At 70.2% G+C, this 24,588-nt stretch carries 18 protein-coding genes and 1 tRNA gene; 11 read left to right on the forward strand and 8 right to left on the reverse strand.

All coding sequences use genetic code 11. The features are described from left to right. The 7 genes from CIK81_RS13930 to nrfD all read left to right on the forward strand — a co-directional run. Positions 1–355: ClpP family protease (locus CIK81_RS13930; protein ID WP_199586379.1), on the forward strand; the 355-nt coding region annotated here is incomplete at its 5' end. A gap of 76 nt (positions 356–431) precedes the next feature. Further along, positions 432–1,085 carry an ATP-dependent Clp protease proteolytic subunit gene (locus CIK81_RS13935; protein ID WP_158542053.1) on the forward strand — a complete coding sequence of 218 codons (654 nt, stop codon included), beginning with the start codon at positions 432–434 and terminating at the stop codon, positions 1,083–1,085. Positions 1,086–1,309: 224 nt separating this feature from the next. Further along, entirely contained in the window at positions 1,310–2,713 is a 1,404-nt protein-coding gene (gene clpX / locus CIK81_RS13940; protein WP_096163997.1) for an ATP-dependent Clp protease ATP-binding subunit ClpX, read from the forward strand. Then, positions 2,713–3,057: a chorismate mutase gene (locus CIK81_RS13945; RefSeq protein ID WP_096163998.1), complete on the forward strand. Its 345-nt coding sequence runs from the start codon at positions 2,713–2,715 to the stop codon at positions 3,055–3,057. The genes clpX and CIK81_RS13945 overlap by 1 nt, the downstream gene beginning before the upstream one ends. 29 nt (positions 3,058–3,086) lie before the next feature. Next, positions 3,087–6,455 carry a formate dehydrogenase gene (gene fdh, locus CIK81_RS13955; RefSeq protein WP_241964180.1) on the forward strand — a complete coding sequence of 1,123 codons (3,369 nt, stop codon included), beginning with the start codon at positions 3,087–3,089 and terminating at the stop codon, positions 6,453–6,455. Beyond that, complete coding sequence (locus CIK81_RS13960; RefSeq protein ID WP_114355822.1) at positions 6,455–7,489, forward strand: 4Fe-4S dicluster domain-containing protein; 1,035 nt, start codon at positions 6,455–6,457, stop codon at positions 7,487–7,489. Before fdh ends, CIK81_RS13960 begins: the two co-directional genes overlap by 1 nt. Further along, on the forward strand, positions 7,486–8,682 hold the full coding sequence (gene nrfD, locus CIK81_RS13965) for an NrfD/PsrC family molybdoenzyme membrane anchor subunit (protein ID WP_114305501.1): 1,197 nt from the start codon (positions 7,486–7,488) through the stop codon (positions 8,680–8,682). Before CIK81_RS13960 ends, nrfD begins: the two co-directional genes overlap by 4 nt. A 111-nt stretch (positions 8,683–8,793) precedes the next feature. On the opposite strand, the gene selD is transcribed toward nrfD, so the two are convergent. Beyond that, complete coding sequence (gene selD / locus CIK81_RS13970; RefSeq protein ID WP_114305500.1) at positions 8,794–9,819, reverse strand: selenide, water dikinase SelD; 1,026 nt, start codon at positions 9,817–9,819, stop codon at positions 8,794–8,796. 233 nt (positions 9,820–10,052) lie between these two features. Between selD and CIK81_RS13975 the strand changes: the two genes are divergently transcribed. The 3 genes from CIK81_RS13975 to selB all read left to right on the forward strand — a co-directional run bounded on the left by CIK81_RS13975 (position 10,053) and on the right by selB (position 13,352). Further along, positions 10,053–10,147: transfer RNA gene (locus CIK81_RS13975), tRNA-Sec, on the forward strand. A gap of 62 nt (positions 10,148–10,209) precedes the next feature. Further along, entirely contained in the window at positions 10,210–11,565 is a 1,356-nt protein-coding gene (selA, locus tag CIK81_RS13980) for an L-seryl-tRNA(Sec) selenium transferase (RefSeq protein WP_241964181.1), read from the forward strand. Next, positions 11,562–13,352 carry a selenocysteine-specific translation elongation factor gene (gene selB, locus CIK81_RS13985; RefSeq protein ID WP_114306940.1) on the forward strand — a complete coding sequence of 597 codons (1,791 nt, stop codon included), beginning with the start codon at positions 11,562–11,564 and terminating at the stop codon, positions 13,350–13,352. Before selA ends, selB begins: the two co-directional genes overlap by 4 nt. Before the next feature lie 27 nt (positions 13,353–13,379). On the opposite strand, the gene valS is transcribed toward selB, so the two are convergent. Next, positions 13,380–16,046 carry a valine--tRNA ligase gene (gene valS, locus CIK81_RS13990; RefSeq protein ID WP_096164006.1) on the reverse strand — a complete coding sequence of 889 codons (2,667 nt, stop codon included), beginning with the start codon at positions 16,044–16,046 and terminating at the stop codon, positions 13,380–13,382. Positions 16,047–16,143: 97 nt separating this feature from the next. Here valS and CIK81_RS13995 point away from each other — a divergent pair, with 97 nt between their 5' ends. Then, entirely contained in the window at positions 16,144–16,908 is a 765-nt protein-coding gene (locus tag CIK81_RS13995) for a metallophosphoesterase (RefSeq protein ID WP_114355823.1), read from the forward strand. A gap of 155 nt (positions 16,909–17,063) precedes the next feature. Here CIK81_RS13995 and CIK81_RS14000 read toward each other — a convergent pair whose 3' ends face one another. The 6 genes from CIK81_RS14000 to CIK81_RS14025 all read right to left on the reverse strand — a co-directional run bounded on the left by CIK81_RS14000 (position 17,064) and on the right by CIK81_RS14025 (position 23,954). Further along, on the reverse strand, positions 17,064–18,122 hold the full coding sequence (locus CIK81_RS14000; RefSeq protein WP_158542054.1) for a biotin/lipoate A/B protein ligase family protein: 1,059 nt from the start codon (positions 18,120–18,122) through the stop codon (positions 17,064–17,066). 216 nt (positions 18,123–18,338) lie between these two features. Continuing rightward, positions 18,339–19,634, reverse strand: coding sequence for a hypothetical protein (locus CIK81_RS14005; protein WP_096196770.1), 1,296 nt, complete (start codon positions 19,632–19,634; stop codon positions 18,339–18,341). A 130-nt stretch (positions 19,635–19,764) separates the two neighbouring features. After that, positions 19,765–20,871, reverse strand: a complete 1,107-nt coding sequence (locus CIK81_RS14010; RefSeq protein ID WP_241964182.1) for an ATP-binding cassette domain-containing protein — start codon at positions 20,869–20,871, stop codon at positions 19,765–19,767. Beyond that, positions 20,868–21,710, reverse strand: coding sequence for an ABC transporter permease (locus CIK81_RS14015; RefSeq protein WP_241964183.1), 843 nt, complete (start codon positions 21,708–21,710; stop codon positions 20,868–20,870). The genes CIK81_RS14010 and CIK81_RS14015 overlap by 4 nt, the downstream gene beginning before the upstream one ends. Next, positions 21,703–22,497 (reverse strand): ABC-2 family transporter protein, encoded by a 795-nt coding sequence (locus CIK81_RS14020; RefSeq protein ID WP_114306937.1) that lies wholly within the window; start codon positions 22,495–22,497, stop codon positions 21,703–21,705. Before CIK81_RS14020 ends, CIK81_RS14015 begins: the two co-directional genes overlap by 8 nt. Positions 22,498–22,580: 83 nt before the next feature. Further along, entirely contained in the window at positions 22,581–23,954 is a 1,374-nt protein-coding gene (locus CIK81_RS14025) for a DUF222 domain-containing protein (protein ID WP_241964184.1), read from the reverse strand. Positions 23,955–24,588: the final 634 nt, after the last annotated feature.

Raw genomic sequence — 24,588 nt, forward strand, 5'->3', positions numbered from 1 at the left:
CGTGGTCACGGTCGCGATGGGCATGGCGGCGTCGATGGGGCAGTTCCTGCTGTCCTCGGGCACCAAGGGCAAGCGCTTCGCGACCCCGCACACGCGCGTGCTCATGCACCAGCCGCTGGGCGGCCTCGGCGGCACCGCGACCGACATCAAGATCCAGGCCGATCTCATCCTCTCGATGAAGAAGCAGCTGGCCGAGCTGATCGCCGAGCAGACCGACAAGAGCGTCGAGCAGATCACCGAGGACTCCGACCGCGACCGCTGGTTCACGGCGACCGAGGCCCTCGAGTACGGCTTCATCGACAAGATCGTGACCGGGGCGAGCGACGTCACGGGCGGCGGCGGAACCGACGACTGACCGTCCCTCCCGGCACCCTCAGACACCTCTCACGCAAGGAGACCCCGTGACTTTCGATCCCCGCACCATCGGCGCCATGCCGACCGCCCAGGCCGGCGGGATGCCCACCTCGCGCTACGTGCTGCCGCAGTACGAGGAGCGCACGGCGTACGGCATGAAGCGCCAGGACCCGTACACCAAGCTGTTCGAGGACCGCATCATCTTCCTGGGCGTCCAGGTCGACGACGCCTCGGCGGACGATGTCATGGCCCAGCTGCTCGTCCTGGAATCCCAGGACCCTGACCGCGACATCACCCTCTACATCAACAGCCCCGGCGGCTCGTTCACGGCCCTCACGGCCATCTACGACACGATGCAGTACGTCAAGCCGGACATCACCACGGTGTGCCTCGGCCAGGCGGCGTCCGCCGCCGCGGTGCTGCTGGCCGCGGGCGCCCCGGGCAAGCGCCTCGCGCTGCCCAACGCGCGCATCCTCATCCACCAGCCCGCCATGGGCGGCGAGGGCGGCGGCGGCCAGGCCTCGGACCTCGAGATCCAGGCCAACGAGATCATGCGCATGCGCGAATGGCTCGAGGAGACGCTCGCCGACCACACCGGCCGCACCAAGGAGCAGGTCAGCAAGGACATCGAGCGCGACAAGATCCTCACCGCGAAGTCGGCCCTCGATTACGGGCTGATCGACCAGGTGCTGGAATCCCGCAAGGAGCCCCGCGCGCAGCTCTCCCGCTGACCGGGAAGACGTCGTCGGCCCCGTGGGTGCGCACCGCATTCCGCGGGGCCGACGACGTCGCCTCCAGGGCGGCCCGCCCGGCCGTCCGACGCAGCAGGATCCGAGGCCCAGCCTCCCGCGTCCCCGGCGCACGCCGGGGTACCGTGGTGCGGTCCGCAGATCCGGTTTCGGATCCCGGGCATGGACGGATGACATGGTGAGGGCCTGACGAAAGGACACGGAGCATGGCGCGCACGAGCGACGGGGCCGACGTGTTCAAATGCTCGTTCTGCGGGAAGTCGCAGAAGCAGGTCGAACGGCTGATCTCCGGTCCCGGGGTGTTCATCTGCGAAGAGTGCATCGAACTGTGCAACGAGATCATCGCCGAGGAGATCCAGGCCGCACAGCCCGCCTCCGAGGAGCAGGCCGCGCTGCCCACCCCGCAGGAGATCTTCGCGTTCCTCGAGGACTACGTCGTCGGCCAGGAGCCCGCCAAGCGCGCGCTGGCCGTCGCCGTCTACAACCATTACAAGCGGGTGCGCGCCCAGGAGGCGGACTCCGCCGGCCCCACGGCGAAGAGCGCCGCCGCCGCGCTCGCGGAAGAGGCTGATTCGGGCAGCTCTGGCACCTCGGGCAGTGCGGGCGGCTCCGGCAACTCTGGCGGCGCGAGCGCGTCGGACAGCTCCGCCATCGAGATCGCCAAGTCCAACGTGATGCTGGTGGGTCCCACCGGTTGCGGCAAGACCTATCTGGCCCAGACCCTCGCCCGCATGCTCGACGTGCCCTTCGCGATGGCCGATGCCACAGCGCTCACCGAGGCCGGCTACGTCGGCGAGGACGTCGAGAACATCCTGCTGAAGCTCCTTCAGGCCGCGGACTACGACGTCCAGAAGGCCGAGCGCGGCATCATCTACATCGACGAGATCGACAAGATCGGCCGCAAGTCCGAGAACCCGTCGATCACCCGCGACGTCTCGGGGGAGGGCGTGCAGCAGGCGCTGCTGAAGATCCTCGAAGGCACGGTCGCCGCGGTGCCGCCGCAGGGCGGGCGCAAGCACCCCCATCAGGAGTTCATCCAGATCGACACGACGAACGTGCTGTTCATCGTGGCCGGGGCGTTCGCGGGCATCGAGGACATCATCGGTTCCCGGATCGGCAAGCGCGGCATCGGCTTCGGTGCCGACCTGCACACCCCGCTCGAGCAGGAGGCCCTGTACGCGAAGCTGGTCCCGGAGGACCTGCTCAAGTTCGGTCTGATCCCCGAGTTCATCGGCCGTCTGCCGATCATCACGAGCGTGTCGAACCTGGACCGCGATGCCCTGATCCAGATCCTCACCGAGCCGCGCAACGCCCTGGTCCGCCAGTTCCAGAAGATGTTCGAGCTCGACGGCGTGGAACTCGATTTCGAGCGGAGCGCGCTGGAGGCGGTCGCCGACCGTGCGATCGAGCGCGGGACCGGTGCCCGCGGCCTGCGCGCCATCCTCGAGGACTCCCTCCAGGAGGTCATGTTCGACGTGCCCTCCCGGGAGGACATCGTCAAGGTGGTCATCACGCCGGGTGTGATCACCGACGGGCGGGCGCCGCTGATGGTCACCGGCAAGGACTCCGACCGCGAGGTCCAGGAGCCGCGACAGGAGCGGTCCGCCTGATGAGCCAGCCCCCGCGCAGCGCCACGGTCGGCGAGGATCCCGTCGATCGTGCGCGCGAGATCCTCGTCGAGGAACGTCGCAGCATCGACAACATCGACGCCGCCCTCGTGCACCTGCTCGCCGAGCGCTTCGCGCACACCCAGCGGGTGGGCGTCCTCAAGGCGACCTACGGACTGCCCCCGGCGGATCCATCCCGCGAGCAGGAGCAGATCGCCCGCCTGCGCACCCTCGCCCATGACGCGGGCCTGGATCCGGTCTTCGCCGAGGCGTTCATGCGCTTCATCGTCACCGAGGTGATCCGCCATCACGAGCGGATCCGCGACGAGGGCCCCTCCCATGCCTGACGCCCCCGCCGACTGGTAATGTGAGTCGCGTGACAAGCTTCCAGTTCCTCGAATGGCCGGTGATCCGGCAGCTTCGCGGCGCCGATCGACTCGGCCGGGGAGCTGCGGTCACCTCGAAGGCCACGCGGAGCACTGCGCCCCGCACCAGCGAGGCGGACACCGTGGTGCAGAGCGTGTGCCCGTACTGCGCCGTGGGCTGCGGTCAGAAGGTCTTCGCCAAGGACAACCGGGTCATCCAGATCGAGGGCGACCCTGATTCGCCGATCTCACGCGGTCGGCTGTGCCCCAAGGGCGCCGCGAGCGAGCAGCTGGTCAACTCCACGCGCCGCATCACGACCGTCCGCTACCGCCCCCCGTACGCCACGGACTGGCAGGATCTCGACCTCGACACCGCCATGGACATGATCGCGGACCGCTTCCTCGAGGCGCGCCGCAACCACTGGGAGGACGAGGACGAGAAGGGGCACCCGCTGAGGCGGGCGATGGGCATCGCGTCGCTGGGCGGCGCGACCATCGACAACGAGGAGAACTACCTCGCGAAGAAGCTGTTCACCGCGGCCGGTGCCATCCAGATGGAGAACCAGGCCCGCATTTGACACTCCGCCACGGTCCCCGGTCTGGGGACCTCGTTCGGACGCGGTGGGGCCACGCAGTACCTGCAGGACATGGCCAACGCCGATTGCATCGTCATCCAGGGCTCCAACATGGCCGAGGCCCATCCGGTGGGCTACCAGTGGGTGATGGAGGCGCGCTCGCGCGGTGCTCGGGTGATCCATGTCGATCCGCGGTTCTCGCGCACCAGCGCCAACGCTGACAAGCACCTGCCGATCCGAGCGGGAACGGACATCGTGCTGCTCGGCGCGCTCATCAACCACGTGATCGCGAATGACCTCTGGTTCACGGACTACGTCAAGGCGTTCACCAACGCCTCCTCGATCATCGAGGGCGACTTCGCCGACTCCGAGGACCTCGACGGGCTCTTCTCCGGTTTCGACCCCGCGACGGGCACCTACGACAACGCCTCGTGGCAGTACGCCGATGCCTCTGCCGACGGAGCTGACGGAGCCGACGGAGGGCACGGTGCCTCGACGGCTACCGGCGTGCCCCACGGCGAATCCCACGGAGAGTCCCACGGGTCCGGTGGCCCGCAGCTCGAGCACGGGGAGCCGGCCCGCGACGAGACGCTGCAGGACCCCCGGTGCGTCTTCCAGATCCTGAAGCGCCACTACGCCCGCTACACCGCCGAGATGGTCGAGGAGGCGTGCGGCATCTCCCGCGCGGACTTCGAGTACCTGGCGCGCTCGATGACGGACAACTCCGGACCGGAGCGCACCACCTGCTTCGCCTATGCCGTGGGCTGGACGCAGCACGTCGGCGGTGCGCAGTTCATCCGCGCCGCCGGAGTGCTGCAGCTGCTGCTGGGCAACATGGGCCGCCCCGGCGGCGGCATCATGGCCCTGCGCGGCCACGCCACGATCCAGGGCTCCACGGACATCCCCACCCTGTTCAACCTCCTGCCCGGATACCTGCCCATGCCCAAGGCCGGCGCCCATGATTCGTTCGAGGACTACGTCGACTCGATCGGCTCGAAGTCCCAGAAGGGCTTCTGGGCGGAGTCCGAGGCGTACGCGGTGAACCTGCTGAAGGCTTGGTGGGGCGATGCCGCGACGGCGGAGAACGACTGGGCGTTCGACTACCTGCCGCGCCTGACCGGCGCCCACGGCACGTACCAGACCACGATGCGGATGCTCGAGGACGGGCTCGACGGATTCTTCCTGCTGGGTCAGAACCCGGCGGTGGGCTCCGCCAACGGCCGCATGCAGCGCCTGGGCATGTCGCACCTGAAGTGGATGGTGGTGCGCGACTTCTCCATGATCGAATCTGCCACCTGGTGGAAGGAGGGGCCGGAGATCGAGTCGGGCGAGCTGAAGACCGAGGACATCGCCACCGAGATGTTCTTCCTGCCCGCCGCGAACCACACCGAGAAGGCCGGATCGTTCACCCAGACCCAGCGCCTGGTGCAGTGGCGCCAGCAGGCCGTCACCCCGCCGGGGGACTGCCGCAGCGAGCTGGCGTTCATGTTCGAGCTCGGCCAGCGCCTCCGCGAGCGCCTGCGGGATTCGACCGACCCCCGAGACCGGCCGCTGCTCGACCTCACCTGGGACTACCCGACCGATGAGCACGGTGAGCCCGATCCGGAGTCCGTGCTCAAGGAGATCAACGGCTATCACGTCGGCGGCGAGCAGGACGGCGTGCCCCTGTCGTCCTACACCCAGATGACGGCCGACGGCACCACCGCGGGGGGCTGCTGGATCTATACCGGCGTCTATGCGGACGGGGTCAACCAGGCTGCCCGGCGCAAGCCCGGCAGCGAGCAGGACAGCACCGCGGCCGAGTGGGCGTGGGCCTGGCCCGCGAACCGTCGGATCCTCTACAACCGCGCGTCCGCCGACGCCGACGGCAAGCCCTGGAGCGAGCGCAAGAAGTATGTGTGGTGGGACGAGGACACCCAGCGGTGGACCGGCAAGGACATCCCGGACTTCCCGGCGGACAAGCACCCGCACGACCTCGGGGACGCGGACAAGGGCGGCGCTGCCGCCCTCGCCGGAAACGACGCATTCGTCATGCAGGCCGACGGCCGCGGCTGGCTGTTCGCGCCCTCGGGCATGGTCGACGGTCCTCTCCCCACGCACTACGAGACGGTCGAGTCGGCGATCCCGAACCCGCTGTACGGCCAGCAGGCGAACCCCACCCAGATGACCATCACGGATCGCGACAACATGAACGCCCCGGGCATCACCGGTACGGCGGCCGAGGGCGAGGTCTACCCGTACGTGTTCACCACCTACCGCCTCACCGAGCACCACACCGCCGGCGGGATGAGCCGCTTCCTGCCGTACCTGGCCGAGCTGCAGCCCGAGCTGTTCTGCGAGGTCTCTCCGGAGCTCGCCGAGGAGGTCGGGCTGGAGCAGAACGGCTGGGCGACGGTGGTCACCCCGCGGTCCGCGATCGAGGCCCGGGTGCTGGTCACCCGACGCATGAGGCCGCTCCAGGCGGCCGGCCGCACGGTGCACCAGATCGGGATCCCGTACCACTGGGCGCAGGGCACCGAGGCGGTGGTCTCCGGTGACGCGGTCAACGACCTGATCGGGATGAACCTCGATGCCAACACGCAGATCCAGAACTCCAAGGTGATCGCGTGCGCCCTGCGCCCCGGCCGTCGTCCGCGCGGGCCCGCCCTGCGTGATCTGGTGGCAGACTTCCAGGATCGGGCCGGGATCAGTCCGACGACGGCGGAGAGCACGCTGGACATCGGTCCGACCACGGCTGAGCCGTCCGCTGAGCTCGCGGTCGACGACCCCCGAGGGGCCGACACCGCCTCTGGAGAGGAGCACTGATGGGATCGCTGATCGAATCCGCAGGACGCCCGGGCGCCGATTCCGGCTGGGAGCACGAGCATCCGCGCAAGGGGTTCTTCACCGACACCTCCATCTGCATCGGCTGCAAGGCCTGCGAGGTGGCCTGCAAGGAATGGAACCAGAACCCGACCGACGGGGACCTCGAGCTGCTCGGCTCCTCCTTCGACAACACCGGGGAGCTGGGTGCGAACACGTGGCGCCACGTGGCCTTCGTGGAGCAGGACTCCGAGCGCATCGAAGAGGCCAAGGAGTCGGGCCGACGCCTCGTCAGCCTGGGCATGCCCACGGTGGGCCCCCGCTCCAGCGGACCGCGCCCCGGTGCCCCCTCCACCCCGGGCGGCCGTCCTGGCGATGACCTGACCGATGAGGACACCACCCCGCCGGACACCCCCGAGTTCCGCTGGCTGATGTCCTCGGACGTCTGCAAGCACTGCACCAACGCCGGCTGCCTGGACGTGTGCCCGACCGGCGCGCTGCACCGCACCGAGTTCGGCACCGTCGTGGTGCAGCAGGACGTCTGCAACGGCTGCGGGACCTGCGTGGGCGGCTGCCCGTTCGGCGTGATCGAGCGTCGGGACGACGGCACCATCTCCCCGCGCTCCTCCCGCGACGAGGGGGAGCAGAAGGATCCCGACCACGGGACCGCCAACAAGTGCACGCTCTGCTACGACCGGCTCGTCGTCGGCGAGACCCCCGCGTGCGCGCAGACCTGCCCGACCACCTCGATCAAGTTCGGCGACCGCGAGGACATGGTCGACAGCGCCGAGGAGCGTGTGCAGCAGCTGCACTCCCAGGGCATGACCGAGGCGCGCCTGTACGGCGCTAACCCGCACGACGGCGTGGGCGGGATCGGCTCGGTGTTCCTGCTGCTGGACGAGCCGGAGGTCTACGGCCTGCCGCCGGACCCCCAGGTGCCCACGAAGGAGCTCCCTCAGATGTACCGGACCGCCGGCGTCGCCGCTCTCGGGATGGTCGCCGCGACCGCCCTCGCCTTCCTCGGAGGGCGTCGGTGACGCACGCAGCCCATTCCGAGTACGACTCCTACCGGCCCCCGGAGCCGCCCCGGCGCAGGCGTCGACGCGGCGGGGGTCTCGGCAGCCGCTCCGGACGGCCGGGCCGCCCCGGCCAGGCCGGTGGTGGCGACGGCTCGCGCGAGATGCCGATGGTCGAGGACGTCGAGTTCAGCTCCTACTACGGCCGTCCCGTCGTCAAGGCTCCGCCGTGGGAGTGGCCGATCGGCCTGTACCTCTTCGTCGGCGGGCTGGCGGGCGGTTCCGCGCTGCTCGGCGCCGGCGGATCCCTGACCGGCCGTGCCGGGCTGCGCCGCACGGCACGCCTCACCGCCGTCGGCGCCGTCGGGGTGGGCCTGCCGGCACTGGTCATGGACCTCGGGCGCCCGGAGCGGTTCTTGAACATGCTGCGCGTGTTCAAGCCGACCTCGCCGATGAGCATGGGCACCTGGCTGCTCTCGGCCTTCGGCACCGCTGCCGGTGTCGCCGCCGCAGGTGAGATGGACCGGATGACGGGGGAGCGGCTGCCGCTGGGCCGGCTCCGACCTCTGCTGCGCGTCGCGGAGGGCGCGGGCGGTGCAGGCGCCGCCGTGCTCGGCGCGCCGCTGGCGGCGTACACGGCCGTCCTGTTGGGCGATACTGCGGTGCCGACCTGGGCTGCCTCGCGCAAGGGTCTGGCCTATGTGTTCGTGTCCTCGGCCGGGATGGCCGCAGGCGGCGCAGCCATGATCACGACCCCGACGGCGGAGGCCGGACCTGCCCGAACCCTGGCCGTGCTCGGCGTCGCGGGGGACCTGATCGGGATGCGCTTCACGAAGGAGCAGATGCATCCGCTGGAAGCCGAACCGCTCGAGTCCGGCAGCGCAGGGTGGAAGCTCCGCCTCTCCGAGGGCCTCGCGATCGCGGGCGGTCTCGGCACGCTCCTGGGAGGACGCCACCGGGGGATCGCGGCCCTCAGCGGCCTCGCGCTCGCCTCGGCCTCGGCGCTGACCCGCTTCGGGGTGCTCGAGGCCGGGCTGGAATCGGTCAAGGATCCGCGCCGCGTCATCGAACCGCAGCGCGAGCGCCTCGAGAAGCGCCGTGCCGCCGGCATCACCGACGACTCGATCACCACCGGCCCCCGCCCGGCAGCTCCGGAGCAGGCCGGATCGGACTCCGAGTCGCAGGTGCCGGGGTCGGCAGCACCGATGGAGTAGTACCCGAAGGAGTGGGTCTCGAAGGGGTGGGCACCGATGGGGTGGGCTCCGAGGAATCTCGCGTCGGAGCTCCGGGACCGCTGGCCGCGCCGGTCAGCGCGCGGGGACGGCTCAGCGCACGTCGATCCCCGCACCCTCCACGGTCTCGCCGATGATCGGGTACCCCGGGACCTCGCCGACCACGAGCAGCCCGCCGGACGTCTGGGCATCCGCGAGCAGCAGCAGATCGTCCTCCGTGATGCCCGCTCCGGGGCGCACGCTCTCGCGCACCCAGTCGAGATTGCGACGGGTCCCGCCGGAGACGTAGCCGTCGCGCAGGGCGTCGGCCGCACCGTCGATCAGCGGCACGGAGGCGCGGTCGAGCACGACGCCCACGCCGGAGGCGCGTGCCATCTTGTGCAGGTGCCCGAGCAGACCGAAGCCGGTCACGTCCGTCGCGGCGCGGGCCCCGGTGGCCAGAGCCGCTTTCGAGGCCTCCCGGTTCAGGGAAGTCATGCTCGCGATCGCGGCCTGGGAGACGTCGCCGGTCGCCTTCATCCGGTTGTTCAGCAGGCCCACGCCGATCGGCTTGGTCAGCGTGATCGGCAGCCCGGCCCGGGCGGCGTCGTTGCGCAGCAGACGGTCCGGATCCGCGGTGCCGGTGACAGCCATGCCGTACTTGGGCTCGGGATCATCGACCGAGTGCCCGCCGATCACCGGTACGCCAGCCTCTTTCGCGACCTGCAGACCGCCCGCGAGGACCTCGCGGAGCAGGTCGAAGGACAGCACGCCGCGCGGCCAGCCCACCAGGTTGATCGCCACCACGGGGTCCCCGCCCATGGCGTAGATGTCCGACAGGGCGTTCGCGGCGGCGATGCGGCCCCAGTCGAAGGGGTCATCGACCACCGGCGTGAAGAAATCAGCGGTGGAGAGCACAGCGGTCCCGCCGTCGATGCGCACGGCCGCGGCGTCGTCGCCGTCGTCCAGCCCCACGATCACCGAGTCGTACTGCTGGCCGGACAGGGCCGCGACGACCTCCTCGAGCTCGCCGGGCGGGATCTTCGAGGCGCAGCCACCGCCGTGCGCCATCGTCGTCAGGCGGATCGTCGGAGTCGTGGCGGAGGGCGTGCTGACAGGAGAGATCGGGGAGTCGCTCATGCTCGGAGCCTACCCATCCGCATGCCGTTCTCGACCTGATCCCAGCGGGCTCTCGGCCGGATCTCGGCCGTCCCTCGACGGGTTCTCGGCCGGATTCCGGCGGACAGGCCGGCATTCTCCCGGCACTCTCCCCAGCGCTGGTCCGAGTACCGTCCCCAGCACTCTCCTCAGCACTGTCCTCAGCGCCGTCCTCAGTGCGGAGCACCTGGTGGGGCGGTGATACCTTGACCCGTGGAGGCGTACGTGTCCTGGTGGGCGCCCCGGTCTTCAAAACCGGTGAGACCGAGCATCTCGGTCTGGCGGGTTCGATTCCCGTCCGCCTCCGCCACCCGCCTGATGCCGCCGCGGGAGCGGCGAACCGCCGCCGTCGGCCCGAACGAGGAGGTTCCCGTGCCCGAGTCCGTGGAGCGCCCGGAGGCGGTCGAGGACCCCCGCCGTCGCATCCCGCGCACCGACCTCCTGCTCGCGCATCCGCAGGTCGCCCGTGCGAGCGCGACGATGAGCGACCGGGTGGTGCGGGACATCGTGCGCGCCGCGCAGGCCCGTGCACGAGCCGGTGAGATCGCCCCGGAGCAGGTGCTGGATGATGTGCGTGCCGCGATCGGGGACCGCCCGTCCTCCTCCCTGCGCCCGGTGCTCAACGCCACCGGGGTCATCGTGCACACCAACCTCGGTCGGGCACCGCTGTCGGCCGCGGCGCGGGAGGCCGTCCTGGACGCCGCCGGATACACCGACGTCGAGTTCGACCTCGCCACGGGTGCTCGGGCTCGCCGCGGCGCCGGCGCCCGGGCCGCCCTGCTCGCCGCCTGCCCGGAGGCGGAGGACGCGCTCGTGGTGAACAACGGTGCCGCAGCCCTCGTGCTCGCCACCACCGCGCTGGCGGGGACGGCGGACGTCGTGATCAGCCGCGGCGAGCTGATCGAGATCGGGGCGGGCTTCCGTCTCCCGGACCTGATCGCCTCGGCCGGTGCCCGGATCCACGAGGTCGGCACCACCAACCGCACCCATCTGGCCGATTACACGGAAGCGCTCGGAGAGCGGACCGGCTGCGTGCTGCGCATCCACACCAGCAACTACCGCATCATCGGCTTCACCAGCGAGGTCGGGATCGCTGAGCTCGCCGAGCCGTGCCGCGCGGCCGGAGTGCCGCTGCTCGCGGACCTCGGCAGCGGACTGCTCGCGCCCGACGTGCACCTGCCGGAGGAGCCCGATGCGGCCTCCGCACTCCGGGACGGCGCGGATCTGGTGATCGCCAGCGGGGACAAGCTGCTCGGCGGTCCCCAGGCCGGCATCCTGCTGGGCAGGGCCGACGTGATCGCCCGCCTGGCCCGCCACCCCCTGGCGCGGGCCGTGCGCGCGGACAAGCTCGCCCTGGCCGCTCTCGAGGCCACCCTGACCGGAACCGCCCCGCCGGTGATCGACTCCCTGCATGCGGACCCGGACCAGCTGCACGAGCGGACCGCTCGGCTCGCCGAGCGGCTCGGGGGCCGGCTCATCCCGCATGACGGCCGCGTGGGCGGGGGAGGAGGCGCCGAGGTGCCGTTGCCCGGCTGGGCCGTCGCCCTCGAGGCCGAGCTCGCTGCTCCCTTGCGCACCGGGGACCTCGCCGTCGTGGCCACCGTGCGCGACGGCGACTGCCTGCTGGACCTGCGCACCGTCCCGCCCGAGCAGGACGATCGCCTCGTCGCGGCCGTGGACTCGGCGCGCGCGGTTCTCGCGGCGCCGGGGGAGCCGGACCGCCGATGAGGCAGGTGATCGCCACCGCCGGTCACGTCGACCACGGGAAGTCCACCCTGATCAGAGCGCTGACCGGGAGCGATCCCGACCGGTTCGCGGAGGAGAAGCAGCGCGGGCTGACCATCGATCTCGGCTTCGCCTGGACCGCGCTGCCCTCGGGACGCGAGGTGTCCTTCGTCGACGTCCCGGGCCATGAGCGGTTCCTGGGCAACATGCTCGCCGGGCTGGGCCCTGCCCCGATCGTGTGCTTCGTGATCGCGGCCGACGAGGGCTGGAGCGCGCAGTCCTCCGACCACCGCGACGCGATCGCGGCCCTCGGCATCGACCAGGGGATCCTCGTGATCACCCGCCTGGACCTGGCTCCCGACGGGGTCGGGGAGGTCCTCGCCGAGGCCCGTCGCGAGCTCGCCGGGACCGGCCTCGAGGATGCTCCCGCCGTCGGGGTCGCCAGCACCACCGGGGAGGGTCTGGATGCGCTCCGGGACACGCTGGACGCTCTGGTCGCCACCGCACGCGAACCGTCCGCGCAGGAACGGGTGAGGCTGTGGGTGGACCGGTCCTTCACGATCGGAGGCGCGGGCACCGTGGTGACCGGGACCCTCGCCGCCGGGACCCTCACCCGGGGCCACCGTCTGGAGCTGTGCGGCGAGCAGCGCGGCGGCGAGGTCACCGTGCGCGGGCTGCAGACCCGGGGCGACGCGGTGGAGTCGATCGGCCCCGTGAACAGGGTCGCCGTGAACCTGCGCGGGATCGGCACCGACGAGATCGGCCGCGGGGACGCACTGCTCACACCCGGTTCCTGGGCCACGTCCTCCCTGCTCGACGTGCGCCGGGTGGGCGGCGCGGGGCTCGCCGACGCGCCCGCGGAGCTCACGGTGCACATCGGCACCGCAGCCGTCCCCGCCCGGGTGCGGCCTCTCGGGGAGGGTCACGCCCGCCTCACCCTGTCCCGTGCGCTGCCACTGCGGGTGGGCGATCGGATGGTGCTGCGTGGCAGCGGGAGCGCATCGGTCCGCAGCGGTGTGCAGGTGCTGGACCTGGGCCCTCCGCGCCTGGAACGTCGCGGCGACGGGACACGGCGCATCCGCACCCTCGAGGCGATGCCGGCCACCGGCGACGTCGGCATCGAGGTCTCCCGCCGGGGAGCGCTGCGACGCGAGCATCTCGCGCGCACCGGGATCCACGTGCCCTCGCAGCTGCCGACGAGCGTGCGCGCCGCCGGGGACTGGCTCGTCGACGCCGCGGCGCTGGAGGATTGGGCTGCTGGGCTGCGAGCACAGGTGGAGGCCGACCGTCGAGCCGACGCCCTCTCGCCCGGCGTGCCGAGGAAGGCCGCGATCGACGCGCTCGACCTGCCCGATCCGGTGCTGCTGGACGCCGTGGTGGGCGCCGCCGACCTGCGGTTCTGGGACGGCCGCGTGCAGGACGCGCAGGAGACCTCCGGCCTCGGCGCTGCGGAGACCGGCATCGCCGAGCTGGAACGGCGTCTGGGGGACGGGCCCTTCCGGGCTCCGGAGGCCGACGACCTGGTGCAGCTGCGGCTGGGCGCTCGCGAGCTCGCCGCGGCGGCCCGTCAGGGACGCGTGCTGCGCCTGGACGGGGAGGTGATCCTCCTGCCGAGCGCGCCCGCCCTCGCCATGCGGGAACTCGCTCGCCTGCCCCCGCCGTTCACGGCCTCCCAGGCCCGGCAGGCCCTCGGCACCACGCGCCGGGTCATGATCCCGCTGCTCGAGCATCTCGATGCGCGCGGGTGGACCCGGCGCGTGGACGCCGGGCACCGGGAGATCGTGCGCTGACACCGACGAGCCGTCGGCCCCTGCGCCTCAGCCCTTCGCGCGCGGGGTCTTCACGGGCGGCTCGCCCAGCTCGACGTCCTCGGTGAGGATCTCGTCGGTCTCCGCAGCAACGAGCTCGAGCGACTCGATCCGCCCGAGCGCCGTGAGATCGGCCGAGGCCGCTTCGAGATGCGCGAGCACGGGCGCCGAGGCGACGACCTTGACCCGCAGGATCGGGGTCTTCTGCGAGACCTTCGCGTCGGACTTGATGCGGCGCACGGAGATCGCGGCCTGGGCGACGGAGTCCGCCAACGAGGCGTCCTGCCCGGCGGCCGCGTCGAACAGCGGCTCGGCGACCGGCCAGGGCTGCGTGTGCACGCTGCCCTCGCGCCACCACGACCACACCTCTTCGGTCGCGAACACGATCACCGGGGCGAACAGGCGCAGCAGCACCTCCAGCGAGATGGACAGCGCTGCGCGGGCCGAGGCCGCGCCGGCCTCGCCCGAGGGCGAGTTGCCGTGGGCGCGCTCCTTGACCAGCTCGATGTAGTCATCGCAGAACGCCCAGAAGAAGGGCTCGGTGACCTCGAGCGCACGGGCGTAGTCCATGTCGTCGAAGGCGACCGTGGCCTGCTCGACGACCTTCCCGAGCTGGGCCAGGAGGGCGCGGTCTAAGGGCTCGGTGACCGCGGCCGGATCCGCGGCCAGACGACCGGCGGGATCGGCGGGCGCCTGACCGAAGCCGAAGGCGAACTTCGAGGCGTTGAGGATCTTGATCGCGAGGCGTCGGCCGATCTTCATCTGGCCCTCGTCGAAGGCGGTGTCCACGCCCTGGCGGGCACGGCCCGCCCAGTAGCGCACGCCGTCGGAGCCGTGCTGCTCGAGCAGCCCGATCGGGGTGACCACGTTGCCCTTGGACTTGGACATCTTCTTGCGGTCCGGGTCCAGGATCCAGCCGTTGATCGAGGCGTGCTTCCACGGCAGGGAGTCCTGCTGGAGGTGGGAGCGCACGATGGTGGAGAACAGCCAGGTGCGGATGATGTCGTGGCCCTGCGGCCGCACATCCATCGGGTACACGGTGTCGAAGAGGCCCGGGTCCGAGTTCCAGCCGCCCGCGAGCTGCGGGGTCAGCGAGGAGGTGGCCCAGGTGTCGAGGATGTCGGGGTCGGCGACGAAGCCGCCCGGCCGGTTCCGCTGCTCCTCGGTGAATCCGGCGGGCACGTCGATCGTGGGATCGATCGGGAGCTCCTCCAGGCCCGGGGTGAGCACAGTGCCGTAGTCCGTCTCGCCGCCCTCGCCCACCGCGTACCAGACCGGGAAGGGCACGCCGAAGAAGCGCTGGCGGGAGATCAGCCAGTCGCCGGCCAGGCCCTCGACCCAGTTGCGGTAGCGGGACTCCATGTACGCGGGGTGCCAGGTCAGCTCGCGTCCGCGCTCGATGAGCGCATCGCGCAGACCGCCCTCGGACTGGTCGCGGCCGCCGTTGGTGAGGTACCACTGGCGGGAGGTGACGAACTCGAGCGGCTTGTCGCCGTTCTCGTAGAACTTCACCGGGTGGCTGATCTTCTCGATCTCGCCGGTGAGGTCGCCGGATTCGGTGGCCATCTCCACCACGCGCTTCTGCGCGCTGAACACGGTCAGCCCGGCCAGCTCCGCATAGCGCTCCTGGCCCTCCGGGGTGGAGATCCACGGTGCCTCGGGCAGGAAGCGGCCGTCACGGCCCACCACGGAGCGCGTGGGCAGTTCGAGCTCGCGCCACCAGGTGACGTCGTTCGCATCGCCGAAGGTGCAGATCATGGCGATGCCCGCGCCCTTGTCGGGCTGGGCGAGGGAATGCGCGAGCACCGGCACCTCGACGTCGAACAGGGGCGAGGTGACGGTGGTGCCGAACAGGGCCTGGTACCGCTCGTCGTCCGGGTGGGCGACGAGCGCGACGCACGCCGGCAGCAGCTCGGGACGGGTGGTGGCGATGACGACCTTCTCGCCGGTCCCGTCGGTGCGGGTGAAGCCGAGGCGATGGTAGGCGCCCTCGCGGTCGCGGTCCTCCTGCTCGGCCTGGGCCACCGCAGTGCGGTAGGTGACGTCCCACATGGTGGGGGCCTCGGCCTGGTACGCCTGGCCGGCCTCGAGGTTCTCGAGGAAGGCGCGCTGGCTGGTGGCCCGGGAGTGAGCGTTGATGGTCTGGTAGCTGTGATTCCAGTCCACGGACAGCCCGAGCGTGCGGAAGACGTCCTCGAAGGACTTCTCGTCGATCTCGGTGAGTCGCTCGCACAGCTCGATGAAGTTGCGTCGTGAGACCGGCAGCTGGTTCGCGGCCTTCGAGGACTTGTTGTCGCCGCCCTCCTGCGGGGGCGTGAAGTCGGCGTCGTAGGGGAGCGAGGGATCGCAGCGCACCCCGAAGTAGTTCTGCACCCGGCGCTCGGTGGGCAGGCCATTGTCGTCCCAGCCCAGCGGGTAGAAGACGTTCTTCCCGCGCATGCGCTGGTAGCGGGCGATCATGTCGGCCTGGGAGTAGCCGAACACGTGACCCACGTGCAGGGAGCCGGAGGCCGTCGGCGGCGGGGTGTCGATGCTGAAGACCTGCTCGCGCGTGGTGTCGGACTCGAAGGCGTAGAGCTTCCGCTCGCTCCATACACCGTCCCACTTCTCCTCCAGACCCTCGAGGGAGGGACGGTCGGGGATCGTGGAGTCAGGGCGCGGCGCGATATCGGTCATGGAGCTCATTCTTCCAGGTCTTCGTCTCAGTGCAACGCAGACGTCAGCAGTGTGAGCGCCCTCGCGTGCCGCCGCGGGATCGACGTACCGTGACGGCATGCCTGTCGAACGCATCGCCGTGGTCTCGGATGTGCACGGGAACCTCACCGCCTACGAGGCCGTCCTCGCCGATATCGCGGCTCGCGGTATCCGTCGCGTGATCAACCTGGGCGATGTCGTGGGCAAGGGGCCGCGCGGCTCGGCCTGCACGGCGCTGACCCGCGAGCGCTGCGAGAGCACCGTGCGCGGGAACTGGGAGGCCTTCCTCGCCGGGGACGGAGAGCTGTCCGGCGACGGGCTGCGATGGTGGCGGGCCGAGCTCACGGCGCAGGACCGTGCGTGGCTCCATGCCCTCCCCGGCAGCCTCGACCTGCGGCTCTCGGGCCGACGGGTGCGCCTGGTCCACGCCTCGCCGATCGACGAGTTCACCCGAGTGCACCGCGAGCCCGACGACGAGACGTTCGCGATGATGTTCGAGCCGACACCCTTCACCGGTGAAGCAGGGCGGGCCGACGTCGTCGCCTACGGCGACATCCATGACGCCTTCCTCTCGGCGCAGCCCGGCGCCACGCTCGTGAACGTCGGCAGCGTGGGCAACCCGCTCGACGAGCCGACGCCCTCCTACGTGATCCTGGAAGGGGGCCCCGCGGGGGACGTCCAGGACCCCTTCGGGATCCAGTTCGTCCGGGTGAGCTACGACGCCGAGGCGGAGATCGAGGCAGCGGCCGCCTCCGGGATGCCGGCTCGGGAGATCCAGGCCTACGCGATCGAGCTGCGCACCGGGGTCTACCGCGGCCTCCACGCCCAGGTCGGACTGCGGTGACGGGGCTCGCGCTGCCGCACCGACGCACCAACGCATCTCCGCACCGACGGCCGATGACCGATGACCGACGGCCGACGACTGATGACCGACCACCGATGACCGACGGCCGACCACCGACGGCCGACCACCGATGGCCGGTGGCTGCGGGAGCCGGGTCAGGGCACGCGGTGGGTCCACTCCTCGGTGCTGAACTTGGTCGCCACCAGCTCGCGGGCCTTCGTGAGCTCGTCCTCGGTGTAGCCGGAGTCCACGGTGTCGTAGCGGGAGCGGAAGTAGTCCAGGAACCCCTCGATGATCTGGTCGCGGGGCAGACCGGTCTGTGAACGGATCGGGTCCACGCGCTTGTTCGCGCTGCGAGTGCCCTTGTCGGAGAGCTTCTCTCGACCGATCCGCAGCACCTCGCCCATCTTGTCGGCGTCGATGTCGTAGCTCATCGTGACGTGGTGCAGCAGCACACCGCCGGCGAAGCGGCGCTGGGCGGCGCCTCCGATCTTGCCCTGCTCGGAGGCGATGTCGTTGAGCGGCACGTAGCGGGCCTTCACGCCGATCTCCGCGAGAGCGCCCATCACCCAGTCATCGAGATAGGCGTACGCCTGCTCGAAGCTGAGGCCCTCGACCAGGGAAGTGGGGACCACCAGCGAATAGGTGATGCAGTTGCCGTGCTCCATGAACATCGCGCCACCTCCGGTGATCCGACGCACCACCCCGATGTCGTGCTTCGCCGCCCCCTCGGCATCGATCTCGTTGCGCACCGACTGGTAGGAGCCGATCACCACCAGCGGAGTGTCCCAGTCCCAGATCCGGAAGTGCGGGCGTCGGCGGCCGGCGATCACCTCGAGCGGCAGCACCTCGTCCAGGGCGACATGCATGACCGGCGGCAGCACCTGCGGACCGATCACATCGAAGGTGAGGTCGTCCCAGCTGGAGGCATGACCCAACGCCCGGCGGGTGGCGATCGCGACGGCCTCGGCGTCGAAGCCGATCAGCTGCACGGGATAGGGGAGGGACTCGATCCGTGTGGTGAGCGCGGAGGCGAGCTCCGCGGCGGTGGCCTCTGTCGCCATACCGTTCAGGGCGGCATTGAGCTCCTCGAGAGCGTCATCGGGTTCGAGGAAGAAGTCACCGAACACGTGGGCGGTCGCGATCCGATCGTCCTGGACCGTGACGTCGACCGCGACCAGCTTCCCTCCGCGCACCTTGTACTCGCCGTGCATGACGGTGTTCTCGTTCGGATGCTGGTTCGTGTTCTCGTTCGTCTCCGCCATGGGACCATCTTCCCCCACGACGAGGTGCGTGAGCGATCCGGGAGTGCACGAGCGATCTGGGAGTGCACGAACACTCTGGGCGTGCACGAACGATCTGGGAGTGCACGAACGCTCTGGGAGTGCGTGAACGATCTGGGAGTGCGCGAACGCTCAAGGGCGCTCACCTCATACGATGGTCAGCGACCGCAGCGCGCGGTGGACCTCCCACACGAAGTCCGCTGTCGACTGGCTCTTGCGTGGTGCGACCGCGTAGGTCTCCTCGGAACGGTCCGTGGAGGCTTCGCGGGTGACGCGCGGGATGAGGTTGCTCCAGTCGCGGTCACCGCCCACCCAGATCCGGTACAGCGTGCCGCTGTCGTCCCCGCGGCGCTGCAGGCGCAGGCTCAGAGTGGTCGAGGACAAGGCGGGCTGGCGCCGGGCCGCGGCCAGATCGAAGCCGCAATCCCGCAGCAGCAGGGGGTTGAAGATCGCCCACAGCAGCAGGCGCGCCCCCTCGACCTCGGGGGAGGCCGCCGTGCCGATCAGCTCGCCCAGATCGGGCAGGCCGGAGTTCTCACTGCGCCAGGCGCTGCGGCGATCGAGAACGGCGAGACGCTCGCGGGCGGCGTCGAGCTCCTCCTCGCTCTCGAGCAGACCGATCCCCAGTGGGATCGGTGTCGACCCGGTGCGCACCAGGTGCACGGGGGAGCCGTGCTCGACCTCGCTGAACTCGAGGCCCGTGCGAGTCCGGCTGACCCCGGCCTGGAGATGGGCCTCGGTCTGGCCACGACGGGTGGAGAAGCGGGGGCTCGCGCCGAGCACGGTACGGCTGGCCTGGTGGAGCACGTCGAGGTGGGCGCGGAACTCGCGGGCGGTGCGGGTCTTGGTGAGCAGACGTTTGGGCTCGACGGGGAACTGCACGAGCGGTCGGCCTGCGTTCTCGCCCACCTCGCCGATCGTCGCCCACAGGTGCGCATGTCCCGGATCCGCCTTGGGCATCCGTCGGCCCAGCCGTCTCCAGCTGGTGACCACGACCCCCTCGGGCACCTGCCCATCGAGGTCTGAGTAATCGCTGCGGCGCGAGACCGCGAGGAGGAGGTGGTGCGGGGAGGTGCCGAGGGCGCCGCGCATGGCCCGCAGCTCCTTGGTGCTGAACGGCCCGCCCACTCGCAGGGCGACAGCGAGGCTGGCGCTGTCATCGGATTCGGAGCTGGTGGGCAGCATCTCCGCGAGCAGATCGGGGGAGACCCGGCGCAGCCGCGGCGAGGCCACGATGCTGCCGGTGGTGTGGTCGGTGCGGGCGATGGTGTGCAGGAAGGCATCACGGCTGCGCGGGGACATCAGGACGAATTCGAGCATGTTGCGCAGGATCACCTCGACCCGGGTGTGCTGCTCGGCGGAGGCCTCGAGGTCCGGGGAGCTCATCGATCGGTCCACGGCGTAGGTCAGCATCTGGCCGACGGTGGCGTACGAGCGGGCCATGATCCTCCGTTCCGACCGGTGGGCAAGACACGGTTCCGGGTGCGCGATAGTCGGCCATTATCACTCGCCCAGGTCGGTCATCACCGCAGGTAGGGACTGGCGGGCGTGTCGCACTGCGAGATGCGAGGGGCTATGCCCGTCCCGGGCGTGCCCCGTGCGTGTAGATCTGCCGCACCAGGTCCTCGATCGCGGGCTCGGTGAGGGAGAGGTCCCGCACGTCCGCCTCGGAGCTGATCGCGGACAGCAGCGTCGGGACGGTCAGCTCGGCACCCGCGAAGCGGATCCGGTGACGGATCCCGTCGGCCTCGCTCACCGAGGTGGTCGAGGCGCCGGGCAGGGTCAGCATGTCGACCGGTTCGGCCAGGTCCACGATCAGCTCGCGGGGCGCGCCGAGATGCTGCCGGAACGTCTCCAGGGCGCCGTCGTACGCGACCGTCCCGGAGTTGACCACGACGATCCGCTCGCACAGTCGTTCCACGTCGTTCATGTCGTGCGTCGTGAGGAAGAGCGTCGTCCCCCGCTCGGCGCGATCCTCGCGCAGGAAGCGGCGCAGCCCTTCCTTGGAGACCATGTCGAGCCCGATCGTCGGCTCATCGAGCACGACCAGGCGCGGGGAGTGCAGCAGTGCGGCCGCGACCTCGCCGCGCATGCGCTGGCCGAGCGAGAGCTGGCGCACCGGCCGCCCCAGGAACGGCCCGAGGTCCAGGCCGTCGACGAGGCGTGCCAGCCGCTCGTCGCGCCGGCGATCGGTGAGGCGGTGCATCGAGCCGAGGATCCTGTAGCTGTCGCGCAGTGGGAGGTCCCACCAGAGCTGTGAGCGCTGGCCGAAGACCACCCCGATCTCCCGAGCCAGGTGGCGCCGTTCGGGGACGGGGTCCCTGCCCAGCACACGCAGGCTGCCGGAGCTGGGCCGGAGGATCCCGGTCATCATCTTGATCGTCGTCGACTTCCCGGCACCGTTCGCGCCGACGAAGCCCACCGCCTCACCGGGGGCGATCGCCAACGAGATCTCGTCGACTGCTCGCACTGTCTGCCGGCGTCGACGACGGGCCCCGGGGACGGGAGCGCGCACGACGTAGTCGCGACGCAGGCCGCGGAGCTCGATCACGGGGCCGTCGGCAGGTGCGGGGCCTTCGGTCGGCGCGCGGCCGTCGGCTGATGCGGGGCCGTCGGCTGATGCGCGTCCGCCGGACGTTGCCTCGGCAGGGTTCTCGGGCGTCGTGCTGGGCATGGTCATCCACCTGCTCCTGTATATCTGCGGACCCCCGCGCGCCAGAGCAGGCCGGCCACGATCCAGACGAGGACCGCGGCGGGCAGACCCATCCAGCCGGCCCAGGACGGGACCAGCGCAGGCCCGGGCATCTCCAGCAGCGCGAGGGTGGGGGCGTAGGCGATCAGCGTCGCCGGTACGACGAAGGTGAAGAAGGCGCGCATCGGCAGGGCGAAGACGGCGCCGGGTGTGGTGGCGACGTAGTTGCTGCCGTAGGTGAAGGCATTGGCGAACTCGCGTCCGTCCACGAGCCAGAACTGCAGGGCGCCGGCCATCGTGAAGAGGGCTCCGAACAGCAGCGCGCCGGCGAGGGGAGCGAGCACGGCGAGCGCGAGGGCCGACGGCGTCGGGGAGAAGCCGGCGATCGCGAGGGCGGTCCCGTACATCGCGAGTCCCACCACGATGCGTCCGATCCGGCGCAGCGACAGGTCCAGGCTCGAGATCTGCAGGAGCAGCGGCACCGGGCGGATCATCAGGGTCTCGAGCTTCCCGGATCTGATGTATGAGGACAGGTTGTCGATCTCCCCGAAGAGGAGGTCTCCGATGCCGAAGGCCAGGGCTCCGAGACCGTAGACCACGGCGACCTGGGCGAGGGTCATCCCGCCCAGCGTGCCGACCTGCGAGAGGATCACCCACAGCTCGAGGAACTCGGTGGCCACGATGAGCACCTGCCCCGCGACGTCGGTGACGAAGCTGGTGCGGAACGTGGCCTGGGACCGGATCCGCGACCCGTAGAGGGTCGCCACCATCCTGGCGCTGGACACCTGACGATCCGCCGGATCGGGGCGTCGGGAACGCTCAGCCACCCTGCACCTCCACGCTCCGCACGCCGGCCCGCAGCATCAGGTGAGCCATGAGGGCGAGGACGATCAGCCAGCCCGCCTGGGTCGCCACCAGCGGGAGCGCCTCGAGCGGAGGGACTCTGCCGGAGAGGGTGTCGATCGGGGTCTGGATCATGGAGGGGAACGGCGTGGCGCGGGCGATCGTCAGCAGCCAGTCGGGGAACCACAGGATCGGGATGAGGAAGCCCGAGAGCAGGTTCATCACGGCGTTGTAGACGATGGTGAGACCGCGGGTCTCCAGCAGCCAGAACGCCGCGAGGTTCACCATCATGTCCGCCAGGAACGCCACGGTGATCGCCAGCAGCAGGGAGAAAGCGCCGAGGAGGTAGGACAGCGGGCTCTCGGGCAGGGCGAGACCGGTGACGAGTGCTCCGACGACCAGGGGAGGGATGCCCCGTCCCAGCAGCAGGAATCCGGAGCGACCCAGCTTCTGTGCGTAGTAGAGGCCGAGGAATGACGTGGGACGCAGCAGGTCGATCGCCACATCGCCCTGGTGGACACGCTGGGAGACCTCGCGGGTGCCGAAGGCCTCGATCGGGGCCAGCAGCGCCTGACCGAGCCAGACATAGGTCGCGGCCTGCGCGATCGTGTACCCGTTGAGCTCGCCGCCGGCACTGGTGATCGCCGCGAACATGATCGAGGCCCGGATGAACCCGAAGACGGTGTTGGTGAAGACCCCTGCAGCGGTCGCCATCCGGTAGGTCGAGTACTGGCGGAATGATGCCGAGGCGATCGACCAGTACGTAGGCACTCGCGCGAGCTTAGTGGGCTGAGAAGTGCTTCACAAGGTCTGCGATCGCCGGGATCGAGCGGTTCGGCAAGGGCTGCTGTCTGTCAGAAGGGCGGGTCCCCGAGGTCCTCGGGCGGGGGAGGAGCGTCGTCGAGTGCGGGATCTTCCGGTCCGCCCTCGCGGAGGAACTGGTCGATGAATCCCGATCGGTCCAGGGCATCCAGCTCGAGGAACCATTGATAGCGGTCCCAGGAATCAGCCAGGGCCGTGGAGATGAACGGCGTGAGCAGGTCCCGTCGTGGCGCGGTCGTGATCCGGGCGCGCACCGGCGTGCCGATGGTCCAGCTGGTCGAGCCGTCATCGTTCCGCTCGGGGTCTATCAGTCGACGGGTCTTGTCATCGTGATGGCCCCAGTGGAGTCGATGAAGATTCCTGATGCTGGTCGGTCCGCCTCGCGCGGGATGGGCGTGGTCGAACTCCTCGATGTGGTCGTTCTCGGCGTCACTGCTGGTTCTTCGCGTGCAGGTCGGCACGGCGCAGACGGGATCCCGAAGCCTCAGGTGCTCGACCATCGCGACGGTGGGCCGGTATTGATCAGCAGGTAGGGGGAGGAACTCGCCCCGCGTCGGATCGGTCAGCACCCGAAACCAGACGCTCTCCTGCGCAGCGAGCTTCCGAGCCATGTCGGCCGGCAGGGGGACCACGCCGTCATAGGTGGCAGGGGCATCGGAGAGTCCCATCAGGGTGAGCACCGGCACGACCACGTTGATGCGGTGCGCCGGTGCCGGGACATGCACGCCGCCGGTGTCCAGGACGGACCGGGTGATCACGGCGTATCGCAGTTCCGCCAGTGTCATCGCGGACAGTTCACGGGCGACGTCGCCATCGAGGTCGAACGGGATCGGAGTGCCATCCTCGAGCGCGTGGCGCTGCTGCGCCTGGACGGCTCTTGCCGCAGCGTCCAGACGCTGGGCGAGGGCGTGGATCTCGGGGATCGGTCCGGTGATGCGGAGGCAGGCCGTGCCGTCATCGACGGGAGAGCATTCCAGCGCCACGTCGCGCGTCTCCTCGGGGCGGGTGCGTGCCCCGTCGGCGTCGTACCAGGAGCGCAGCAGACGCAATTCGTCGTAGAACCGCTCCGCGGGAATGGACGACAAGTCCCATTCGGAAATGATTTCGTCGAATTCAGAACGTTGGTCGATCGTCAGCTCTCGCGCATTGCGGATAATCCGGTCGAACCATTCCGTCGGAATGTCGCCCTGGGAGAGGCGGGCGAAAGTGGCCGGAAGCCCGTCGACGGCGAGATGGGCATCCTGCAGCAGGCGCGTGGCTCGGGGCGTGGTGGTGCGCAGGGCGATCGCGACGGCGAGATCCGATTCGGCTCGGTCGTCTGCCAGGCCGTCATCGTCACGATCGACCCAGAAGGCCGAGGCCTGGGCGAGCAGGGCGGCTCGGTCCCGTGATGCGGCACGCTGCATCTCCAACAGACGCTCTGCAGATGCGGCCGCGACTGGCCTGGACGTGAGCTTGCCACGCTTGACCAGTGATTCTCTGGTCAGTCGAGTGCGGGCGTTGACCGGGCGGCGAGGAGCGCGGCGAGTCGTCGTGCGCCGTGCGGTGCCACGCGGATCGCGGCCCGTGCTGAAGGTCGGTGCGGGGGCGGAGGTGTCGATCGGGCCGACGGGTGATGCGGCAGATGAGGGCGTGCGGGATGCTGAGTCGTCGACGGGGGCGGACCGTGATGCGGCAGGGCGCTCTGCAGAAATTATCCTCACCTCCTTATCGATCAGCCTCACGGATGTTCGACGCGACTCAGAGCATTCTGATGAGTACCAAATAAGCATCTGAGCGGCGCCCTCTGATGTCTCTCGATTCTATAGCGTGGGCCTCGCGGGAACAAGACTTTGGGCTGATTCGGGGAAAGGTGTGGATAACCCGTATGTGTGGAGGAAAGGTCGCGACATGTGTGCCAGCCTCGATCTTTCATGGGGTCGGTAGGTCCGCTCGGTCGGCGTCGTTGCCGATCTTTGCGGACTCATTCTGGCATGAGGGTGTGACGGTCCGCCGCGTGTCGGTCGCGGTGGTCGGGCGTCCAGGGCCGTGGGTCCTTCA

Origin of the sequence: Brachybacterium sp. JB7 (assembly GCF_003335205.1) — a bacterium.
Taxonomy (GTDB): Bacteria; Actinomycetota; Actinomycetes; order Actinomycetales; family Dermabacteraceae; genus Brachybacterium; species Brachybacterium alimentarium.

Coding starts and splice junctions, on each gene's coding strand:
- clpX (WP_096163997.1), top strand. CDS start 1,310: ATGGCGCGCACGAGCGACGGGGCCGACGTGTTCAAATGCTCGTTCTGC.
- valS (WP_096164006.1), bottom strand. CDS start 16,046: ATGACCGATATCGCGCCGCGCCCTGACTCCACGATCCCCGACCGTCCC.
- CIK81_RS14025 (WP_241964184.1), bottom strand. CDS start 23,954: ATGCAGCGTGCCGCATCACGGGACCGAGCCGCCCTGCTCGCCCAGGCC.
- CIK81_RS14010 (WP_241964182.1), bottom strand. CDS start 20,871: ATGACCATGCCCAGCACGACGCCCGAGAACCCTGCCGAGGCAACGTCC.
- CIK81_RS13935 (WP_158542053.1), top strand. CDS start 432: ATGCCGACCGCCCAGGCCGGCGGGATGCCCACCTCGCGCTACGTGCTG.
- selD (WP_114305500.1), bottom strand. CDS start 9,819: ATGAGCGACTCCCCGATCTCTCCTGTCAGCACGCCCTCCGCCACGACT.
- CIK81_RS14005 (WP_096196770.1), bottom strand. CDS start 19,634: ATGGCCCGCTCGTACGCCACCGTCGGCCAGATGCTGACCTACGCCGTG.
- CIK81_RS13945 (WP_096163998.1), top strand. CDS start 2,713: ATGAGCCAGCCCCCGCGCAGCGCCACGGTCGGCGAGGATCCCGTCGAT.
- CIK81_RS14000 (WP_158542054.1), bottom strand. CDS start 18,122: ATGCACGGCGAGTACAAGGTGCGCGGAGGGAAGCTGGTCGCGGTCGAC.
- CIK81_RS13995 (WP_114355823.1), top strand. CDS start 16,144: ATGCCTGTCGAACGCATCGCCGTGGTCTCGGATGTGCACGGGAACCTC.
- selB (WP_114306940.1), top strand. CDS start 11,562: ATGAGGCAGGTGATCGCCACCGCCGGTCACGTCGACCACGGGAAGTCC.
- CIK81_RS13960 (WP_114355822.1), top strand. CDS start 6,455: ATGGGATCGCTGATCGAATCCGCAGGACGCCCGGGCGCCGATTCCGGC.